This window comes from uncultured Parvimonas sp., assembly GCF_963524015.1.
Classification (GTDB): Bacteria; Bacillota; Clostridia; order Tissierellales; family Peptoniphilaceae; genus Parvimonas.
Genome location: NZ_CAURDT010000009.1, coordinates 33,922 through 42,975 on the forward strand (window position 1 = coordinate 33,922; position 9,054 = coordinate 42,975).

General features: G+C 27.9%; 11 protein-coding genes. All 11 read right to left on the reverse strand.

Going from position 1 to position 9,054, the window contains the following annotated elements; genetic code table 11:
* Positions 1-115: 115 nt before the first annotated feature.
* The gene (locus tag RWJ08_RS07045; protein ID WP_313961578.1) at positions 116-1,489 is read right to left on the reverse strand and encodes an aminopeptidase; all 1,374 of its coding nucleotides are present in this window, start codon (positions 1,487-1,489) and stop codon (positions 116-118) included.
* 72 nt (positions 1,490-1,561) lie between these two features.
* A complete protein-coding gene (locus RWJ08_RS07050; protein ID WP_009355124.1) occupies positions 1,562-2,863 on the reverse strand; it encodes an HAAS signaling domain-containing protein in 1,302 nt (433 codons plus the stop codon).
* Positions 2,856-3,167, reverse strand: coding sequence for a PadR family transcriptional regulator (locus tag RWJ08_RS07055; protein WP_313961579.1), 312 nt, complete (start codon positions 3,165-3,167; stop codon positions 2,856-2,858). The genes RWJ08_RS07050 and RWJ08_RS07055 overlap by 8 nt, the downstream gene beginning before the upstream one ends.
* Before the next feature lie 616 nt (positions 3,168-3,783).
* A complete protein-coding gene (locus RWJ08_RS07060; RefSeq protein WP_313961580.1) occupies positions 3,784-4,701 on the reverse strand; it encodes an ATP-binding protein in 918 nt (305 codons plus the stop codon).
* 7 nt (positions 4,702-4,708) lie between these two features.
* Positions 4,709-5,191 (reverse strand): 23S rRNA (pseudouridine(1915)-N(3))-methyltransferase RlmH, encoded by a 483-nt coding sequence (rlmH, locus tag RWJ08_RS07065; protein WP_313961581.1) that lies wholly within the window; start codon positions 5,189-5,191, stop codon positions 4,709-4,711.
* Position 5,192: 1 nt separating this feature from the next.
* Positions 5,193-5,981: an MBL fold metallo-hydrolase gene (locus RWJ08_RS07070; protein ID WP_313961582.1), complete on the reverse strand. Its 789-nt coding sequence runs from the start codon at positions 5,979-5,981 to the stop codon at positions 5,193-5,195.
* A gap of 83 nt (positions 5,982-6,064) precedes the next feature.
* Positions 6,065-7,138, reverse strand: coding sequence for an acyltransferase family protein (locus RWJ08_RS07075; protein ID WP_313961583.1), 1,074 nt, complete (start codon positions 7,136-7,138; stop codon positions 6,065-6,067).
* 113 nt (positions 7,139-7,251) lie between these two features.
* On the reverse strand, positions 7,252-7,419 hold the full coding sequence (locus RWJ08_RS07080; RefSeq protein WP_313961584.1) for a hypothetical protein: 168 nt from the start codon (positions 7,417-7,419) through the stop codon (positions 7,252-7,254).
* A gap of 132 nt (positions 7,420-7,551) precedes the next feature.
* Entirely contained in the window at positions 7,552-8,388 is an 837-nt protein-coding gene (locus RWJ08_RS07085) for an IS3 family transposase (protein WP_313961587.1), read from the reverse strand.
* Positions 8,357-8,479 carry a hypothetical protein gene (locus RWJ08_RS07090; protein ID WP_313961585.1) on the reverse strand — a complete coding sequence of 41 codons (123 nt, stop codon included), beginning with the start codon at positions 8,477-8,479 and terminating at the stop codon, positions 8,357-8,359. Before RWJ08_RS07090 ends, RWJ08_RS07085 begins: the two co-directional genes overlap by 32 nt.
* Complete coding sequence (locus RWJ08_RS07095; RefSeq protein WP_313961586.1) at positions 8,439-8,954, reverse strand: helix-turn-helix domain-containing protein; 516 nt, start codon at positions 8,952-8,954, stop codon at positions 8,439-8,441. The genes RWJ08_RS07090 and RWJ08_RS07095 overlap by 41 nt, the downstream gene beginning before the upstream one ends.
* Positions 8,955-9,054 lie beyond the last annotated feature (100 nt).

Sequence of the window (9,054 nt, forward strand, 5' to 3'; positions counted from 1 at the left end):
GACTAGCTACTTTTGATTTATTTCATAAATAATTAAAAAGTAGATTATTTTACAACGAAAACCCACCCGCTTGATGTTTAACATCTTTCAGGTGGGTTTGTTTTTATCTTAAATCTTATAACATAAATGCCTTATATGCTTTATAACTCATATAAACATCTATTTTACTTGTAACTTCATATGGTGAGTGCATACTCAATGTAGCAGGACCTGCATCTAAAACTTCTGCTCCATATTTTGCAAGAAGTAATGCGATTGTTCCGCCACCACCTTGGTCAACTTTACCAAGTTCTGAAGTTTGCCATACAACATTGTTTTCTTTAAATACTTTTCTAACTTCTGCTAAAAATTCAGCATTTGCATCACTTGATCCGAATTTTCCACCGCTTCCAGTATATTTACAAATTGAAATACCTGAACCGATAAATGCAGAGTTCATTTGTTCACTAGCATCCGCAAAGTCAGGATCAAAACCTGCTGCAACGTCTGCAGATAATACTTTAGAATTCTTTAATGAACGATTAACTTTTAATTGGCAAAATTCTCCTTCAAGATTTACAAGTTCAGTCATTGTATTTTCCCAGAAATATGATGCCATTCCTGTATTACCCATTGAACCTATTTCTTCTTTATCCATGAATAATCCACAAGCTGTTCTCTTTGGATTTTCAATTTCAAAAATAGCACGCATTGTTGTAAAAGCACATACTCTATCATCTTGACCATAGCTTAAAACCATTGATCTATCAAGTCCTAAATCTCTAGCTTCTCCTGCTGGTACAATTTCTAATTCAGCAATTTTGAAATCTTCTTCTTCAAAATTATATTTTTCTTTTATTAATTTTAGAACATTTTCTTTAACAGCATCTTTTTCAGTATCCTTTAAAGGCATATTACCCATTAGAATATTCATTTGTTCTCCAACTAATGCTTCACGAGCTGTTTTTGCTAATTGATTTTTTGATAAGTGAATCAATAAATCTGTTACACAAAATACTGGATCGTCTTTATCTTCACCAATGTGAATATCAATTTTTTCTCCAGCAGAATTGTAAACAACCCCATGAATTGCTAAAGGAATTGTTGCATATTGATATAATTTAACTCCACCATAATAATGAGTTTTCATTTTTGTTAAATTATTCGCTTCATACAAAGGATTTTGTTTAACATCTAAACGTGGACTGTCAATATGCGCCCCAACGATATTTAGTCCATTTTCTAAAGGTTCAGTTCCCATTACAAAAAGAGCAACTGACTTATTTTTATGATTTAGATAAAATTTATCTCCAGCTTTGAATTTTTCTCCTGTTTTGTAAAGTTCTTCTAAATCTCTAAAGCCTTTTTCTTTTGCTTGACGAATAATTTCTGCACAAGCAAGTCTTTCTGTCTTTGCAACTGTCAAAAACTTTTTATAGTCTTCACAGAAATCAAAAACTAAATTTCTTTCTGCATCTTCAATTTGTAACCATGCACTCTTGTTAGTCATAACCTTCCTCCTAATATAAAATATTTTACAAGACAATTATAACATAATTAAGGTAACAAGTAAATTATTAACTTAATTTATGGTAACTTTTCCTGCTTCACAATTAATCTTCATGTTAACATCAGAAGCTCTGTTTTTTCTTCCATTTTTATCAAATCCGGCAAAGGATTCTCCAAAAATTCGTAAACTCCCCATTTCTACATTGTATTCGTATTCTATTTCTCCATACAACTTATCAACATCAAGTGTAGCATTTCCAGCTTGAACATCAAGTTCGAACATATCTTGATATTCAACATCTCCTTTGATATTTCCAGCATTAACTTGAACCTCAAAGTTTTTAACTTCAAGATTTTTTATATTTGCATTTCCCGCATCTATTTCCAATTTAAAATCTTTAAGTTCTAAGTCTTTCATCTTAACACTTGAAGCACTTATTTCCCCTCTAATTGAAACATTTTCAGGAACATAAATTGTAAGAGAAGAATCTTTAATAAAATCACCATCAATTATAATTCCTTTATCATCAAGATGACCAACTAAACCTTTATTATAAATTTTCAATTTATTTTGAGATTTTTCACAATACAATTTAGTACTTTTTAAATTTCTTGACTTCACTCTTACTGTTTTATCATCACTTACTTCAAATTTTGCACTTAAAGCACTAAAATCAATTTCTATTTCATCAATATCTTCAAAAAAAGAATCAATATTTATATTTGAATTATCCATATCTTCCTCCTCATAAATTTCATAATCCTCATCATCATTAGATTGATAATGAACTCTAGCATATTTTTTAGTATATTTACCAGGATTTTTTGAAATATCCTTAACCAACATTCTATATAACCATTTTATTAACCATCCAAAAACATATAATAAAATGATAAATAATAATAATCTTCCACCCCAAGTAATAATTAATTCTGGTTTAAAAATAATAGAAAACGGCAAAGTAATTAAAGAAATTATTAATCCTATAACGGAAAACACAATCCAAACCGCAAAGAAAACACCAGCAATTGCAAAAATTGGAACTAGGAATGGAAATATTGGAAAGAATGGAAGTGATAAAATTCCAAGTAAAACAAGAGATAATTTTTTTATAACAAGAGCCATTTTTTTCCAAAAACTTCCCTTTTTATCTCCACTTCTTTCATTTCTCTCTTCTTCTATCTCAATATCTTCTGCTAAAATTTCCATTGCAATTTTTCTTGGATTTCCAAAGCTTTCAGGGACTTCATCATCAAGACCAATTCCTTGCTCATCAAACATTTCATTATAAAAATTTTCTACATTTTGTCTTTCTGTACTCGAAATATTTTTCAGATAAGACATAAGTTTTCGCATAAAAGTTCTTCTATTCATCATTACCTCCAACAATTTGATTTACTTGTTCAACATATAAATTCCACTTCTTCTTATTAAAATTTAAAACATCTCGTCCTGCTACAGTTATTCGATAATACCTTCTGTTTCTACCGTCAAAAGCAACATCATAACTATCCAAAAGCCCATTTTTTAAAAGTCTTCTTAAAACCGGATATAGAGTTGACTCTGAAATTTCAATGGTAGCCATTAGTTTCTGAGTAATTTCATAACCGTAAGTATCACTTCGATTAACAATCGCAAGAACACAAAAGTCTAAAATTTCTCCTTGAATTGAAAACATAACTACTCCTTTCTATCAATTATTATTAACTTACTTATATTATACAACGTATAGTATACAAAGTCAATATATTTTTTGGGATTTTTTGTTTTATAATTTAATAAAAAATAATTTTTAGTTCTTTTAAGATTTCTTTCAGAAATATAACTAGGCAATAGTTGAGATCTTTCGACTTCGTTTCACTTCGCTCAAGATGACGTGTTGAGGACTTTTCTTTGCAAAGTACTATGACGTGAACTATTTTATTTCTATATAATTTGAACTAATTTTCATTTTTTTCAATATTATTTTTATATATTTTTGAAACTTATTTACTACTAACACCTATTTCTTAAACAACTTTATTTTCCTTACACGTTATTTTGAGCAAAACAAAGTAAAATAAATAGTTAAATATTATTCAAATTTTTTAAATATTTTTTGAAGTTTATTTCCCATTAACGTCTAGCCACTAAACAAAGTATTCTCCTTATACGTCATCTCGACTGGAACGTAGTGGAATGGAGAGATCTCATACTTTTGCTTTAGCAAAAGTAAATGTATCGTAGATACATAGATTACAGAAACAAAAAAACAGCGAATTCAAAAATTCACTGTTTACATTTTTTGCATTTATTTACTCATAAAACGGATTGTCATTTTCGTATTTTTCGTTGAAATCGACTTTATGTCCATTTATTTCATAGCCTAATAGTAAATTTATGTTTACATTTTCGGCTGCTCTAAAAATTGAGCTGTCGACATTTTTAAAGTCTTTTTTCAAGTTTTCGATTAGGTCTTTTATTTGATATCTTTTGTTTCCAATTTTTTTAGCTGCAACCATACAAGCACAATTTAAAGGCATAAGTCCTGTTGATTTCATCCACCTTATTATATATTCTTCTTCTATAAGATATAGAGGTCTTATTATTTCCATATCTTCAAAGTTTTTCGCCTTTAGTTTAGGTGGCATTGTCTTAAAACTTCCAGCACAAAGCAAGTTAAGCATTGTAGTTTCAATGACATCATTAAAATGATGACCTAATGCCAATTTGTTACAGCCAAGTTCTTTAGCTTTTGCATAGAGAGATCCTCTTCTCATTCTTGCACACATATAACAAGGATAATCTCCTGCAATTTTGTCTGCAACTGCAAAAATATCAGCAGGATAATATGTAAGAGGAATTTCAAGATATTTTGCATTTTCTAAAAGCAACTCTTTTATGGACGGATGATAACCCGGATCCATCGCAATAAATTCAAGTTCAAAATTATCTTTTCCGTTCTTTTTAAGCTCTTGAAAAAGTTTTGCCATAATCAAGCTGTCTTTTCCACCTGAAATTGCAACTGCAATCTTATCTCCGTCTTCTATTAAATTGTATTCTTTAATCGCCTTTACAAATTTTGACCAGATATGTTTTCTATATCTTTTTATCAGCGATCTTTCAATATCTTTAAGCTCGACTCTTTCATTTTCAGGAAAAAGAACAGGACAAGTCGCCTGTAAGTTATTTTCTCTATTTTCCATTATATCTTTTATTTCCTTATTTTCCATATTTCTCCTATTTATGATATATTTGATTATTCATAATTTTAAAAGCTCTGTAGATTTGTTCTAATAAAACAACTCTAAATAGTTGATGTGGGAGTGTAAATTTTGAAAAAGAAAGTTTGAAATTGCTTCTTTTCTTTATTTCATCTCCAAGTCCGAAACTTCCACCGATTACGAATATAAATTTTGAATTTCCGTCATTCATTTTTTCTTCTAAAAATTTTGAAAAGTCTTCACTATCTATTGATTTCCCTAGAATTTCAAGTGTAATTACAAAATCGGAGTCTGAAATTTTATTTAAAATTCTTTCCCCTTCTTTTTTTAATACATTTTCAATTTCCAATTTACTTGGAGTTTGTGTCAAAATTTTTTCTTCAGGAATTTCAATGATTTCAATTTTTGAAAAAGCCGAAATTCTTTTTTTATATTCATCACAAGCATCTTTAAAAAATTTTTCAGATAGTTTTCCTACACATAAAATTTTTATATTCATATTACACTTCCGTTATACTGCTGTTGTCAAATCTCTTTGCAACTTCTAAATTCGTATATTGTATTACATTTTCTTTATTTAAAATTCCAAAAACTTCGTCATAAGCTAGTTTTTCTTCATTATTGGTTTCGCTTAAATGTCCAAGATATACCTTTTTGCATTTGTCAGTTACAACTTCGGAGAGTACATTTCCACTTGTAACATTTGAAATATGACCGAAATCCCCCAAAATTCTCTGTTTTAAATTGTAGTCATAAGGTCCGTTTTTAAGCATTTCTAAGTCGTGATTTGCCTCAAAATAAAAAATCTTTGAACCCTTAATCTTTTCTTTCATGTGGTTTGTAATAATTCCCGTATCAGTTAAAAGACTTACTTTCCCATAATCTGTATTAAAGACAAAACCCATTCCTCTTGCACAATCGTGAGAAATTTCCAAGGTATATAAATCAAAAAGAGAAAATCTGTGTTTCTTTTCAGTGCCGATAACAACAATATTTTCATCTTTAATTTTACCTAGTTTGGATGCTCCAGCCTTTAGTGTTTCAACATTAGAACAAATCTTGATATCATAACGTCTGGAAAGCACTCCTGCCCCTCTTATATGATCAATATGTTCATGAGTTAAAAATATTAAATCAATCGTACCTGGATCAACTCCCAATTGTTTTAAATTACATTCAATTTTCTTCCCACTAAAACCTGCATCTATTAAATATCTTTTATTATCAACTTCTAAAAAGCAACAATTCCCATCACTTCCACTAAAAAGCGGACAAAATCTTAAACCCATATTTCCTCCATTCGTACAAGCTTTATTTTATCATATTTTTGACAAAAAATCCAAAATTTTACATAAAAAAATTAGGCTTTCACCTAATTTTTATCAATAAAACTTAATCTCTTTTTTAATTCTAATTTTTTAAATAATTTTTCTCTAAAATAATCAATAAATATACATCCTACAAATATTGCAATATCAGTTATTAAAATATAAAGTAGCATTTTTAAAGTTGAATAGTTTAAAAATGTTGCAGATCTTCCAACAATAAATCTTTTGCTAAATACTTCATGTTCATGGATTAAATAAACTGAAAAACAAAGTGGCGAAAGAAATGCAATTATTTTTTTCAACGATTTTACTTTCAACTTTGAAAATATTATTAGTAAGGATATTCCCGATAGAAGCATAGTAGAAGATGTGTAGGAGATTAATGTAAATTTAAAATCTGTAACTCCTTTTAAATCTAAATAACTTGTCAAATATGCACTTCCTAATTCTAGAATAATACAAAAAACAAATAGAATAATCATAGAATTATTAGAAAACTTATTATGCAAATTGTATTTTTTGATAAATCCCCCAATTAAGTATAATACCATTAGCCACACAAAACTTGAACCATTTCTTGTAAGGAAAATGTCCCCTGCATAAATAAAAGGTAGTACAGAAATTATAATTATAATCATAATAATTGAGTTTCTAAGAAGCTTGTATTCCATATTTTCTAATGCTGAATTTAATATTGGCATAAAGAAGAACAGACAAAAATATGCTGTAAAATACCAATATTTTGAATTTACAACTGGAAAACAAAATGTTATAAGAGTATTAAAATTAAAATCAACAATTCCAAAAATACAGCCAATCAAGTAAAGAGAAATAGAATAAAAAACAACTCTTAACCATAATAAAACTATATTAGAATATTTGTATCTGGATTCTATTCCTACAAAACCTGAAATTAAGGCATAACAGTTCACAGCCACATAACAAATTATCTCTAAAATCCATACAATATTGTATTTTGCACTTAAGAAATATAGATTCTCACTTCTTAAAATTCCACCATACCAAAAAACATGCAAATTTACAATCATAAACATTGTAACAATTCTAAGCAAGTCGATTCCATAATTTCTGTCCTTCATTTTCGGATTCTTTATCAAAATTTCTACCTCTCCATAAAGACTACTGATGAACGGTAGTCTTATATTAATTGTGAAACAACAAGGTTCCCGGGCTCCCACCCGATGCGAAGCATCGTGGAAGGGTGGGGTTCTTATTTATATAAAATTGCTTTTTTATCAAACCAATTATAGCCACGTTTCAATTTATCATATTTCATATGGTAAATATGATTAGGTCTAATAGATTCTATATGGTAAAAACCTGTATTATCATAACCTATCAATAAAATTGAATGATAATCGGAACTTGCTAAAATCAATTCCCATCCAAAAAACAAAAATAATCTATTAGAAATTATATAATAGTTCAACAAAAATGTCAAAATAACATTTTTTATATAAAAAGCCATCTTAGATTGAGCTGAACCCAAAAACACGGACAGTTAAATAAATTATTCAAAGGAATGTAATCTATAATCAATAGGAGACATTCCTTTTAAATTCTCCTTAATTCTTTTCGTATTATACCATTTAATATACTCTTTTATATCTTCTATTAATTTTTCATAAGAAGAATAATTTTCTTCATAAAACATTTCTTGTTTCAATATTCCAAAAAAATTCTCCATTGGTGCATTATCTAAGCAGTTTCCTTTCCTAGACATACTTTGTCTTATATTATTATTTTCTAATGTTCTTACAAAACTACTATGTTGGTAATGAAAGCCTTGATCTGTATGAATTGTTAAATCTTCTTTGTTCTTTATTCTTTTTAAAGCTTTTTCTAATGACTTATTCGTTAAAGTTACTGTAGGACTAAAACCTATTGAATATGATATTATTTCTCCATTAAAAGTATCTAAAATAGGTGATAAATATATATTCTTTGCACTATTTCCTATTTTAAATTCTGTTATATCTGTTAGCCATAATTTATTCGGTTTATCAGTTTTAAAATTTCTATTAACAATATTCTTTGCTATCTTTCCTACTGTTCCTTTATATGAATTATACTTTCTAACTCTATTTTTAAACTTTTTACATAAAAGTCCATTTTCTTTCATTATTCTTAAAACTTTCTTGTGATTTACAATAAGTCCATATTTTAATCTTAATACCTTGCTTACTCTTCTATATCCATATCTTCCTTTAGATTCTTTTACTATATCTTTTATTCTTTCAATAATGTAAATCTCTTTTGAACTCATTTGTTTATTTAATTTTTCTTTCCACTCATAAAAAGAACTTTTATTTAGTTTAGCTACCTTTAACCATTGTAATTGATTTATATTCTTTTGCCTTGCTTAATTCAATTATCGCTTTCGCTTTTTCCTTGTTTTTAAGTCTTTGTCCATAAGCAAGGCTTGAAGTTTTTTTCATAAGCTATAGCCGCCTTTAAAAGGAGATTTTCTTCTCTTAGTCTTAAAAGTTCTTCTCTTTCACTTTCTTCTAAATTTTCTTTTCTTTTTTGTTCTTTTGGGATAGTTTTTTTCATTTTAGGCTTTCTTCCTTTTGTTTTACTATTTAAACCATCTAATCCATATTCATCATATTTCCTTTGCCAATTAACTATGATTGAATCATTTGTTATATCAAATTTAACAGCAGTTTCTCTAAAAGTTAGATTATTAGTTTTTCTATATTGTAATACAAACAGTTTAAAATTACTAGTATAACTTTTGTTTTTAAATTTTTTACTTATACCTTCAATACCATTATCAAAATACCATTTTATCCAATTTGAAATAGTTGTTTGTGGTATTTTATATTTTTTTGATAATTCAGATTGACTAATATTATTTTTCTCATATTCTTTAATTACTTTTATTTTTAATTTTATATCATATTTTGACATACAAAAACCCCCAAATCCTTTGTCCGGATTTAGGGGTTCACATCAATTTCGCACTTAACCTTTCCGATTTATTAGATTTTACCCTCTAAGAGTTTTCTTA

Bases quoted from the DNA above. Each gene is read 5' to 3' on its own strand.
- RWJ08_RS07055 (WP_313961579.1), bottom strand. From the start codon at position 3,167: ATGTTTTCAATTCAAGGAGAAATTTTAGACTTTTGTGTTCTTGCGATT.
- RWJ08_RS07045 (WP_313961578.1), bottom strand. From the start codon at position 1,489: ATGACTAACAAGAGTGCATGGTTACAAATTGAAGATGCAGAAAGAAAT.
- RWJ08_RS07095 (WP_313961586.1), bottom strand. From the start codon at position 8,954: ATGTCAAAATATGATATAAAATTAAAAATAAAAGTAATTAAAGAATAT.
- rlmH (WP_313961581.1), bottom strand. From the start codon at position 5,191: ATGAATATAAAAATTTTATGTGTAGGAAAACTATCTGAAAAATTTTTT.
- RWJ08_RS07060 (WP_313961580.1), bottom strand. From the start codon at position 4,701: ATGGAAAATAAGGAAATAAAAGATATAATGGAAAATAGAGAAAATAAC.
- RWJ08_RS07090 (WP_313961585.1), bottom strand. From the start codon at position 8,479: ATGAAAAAAACTTCAAGCCTTGCTTATGGACAAAGACTTAAAAACAAG.
- RWJ08_RS07070 (WP_313961582.1), bottom strand. From the start codon at position 5,981: ATGGGTTTAAGATTTTGTCCGCTTTTTAGTGGAAGTGATGGGAATTGT.
- RWJ08_RS07050 (WP_009355124.1), bottom strand. From the start codon at position 2,863: ATGAATAGAAGAACTTTTATGCGAAAACTTATGTCTTATCTGAAAAAT.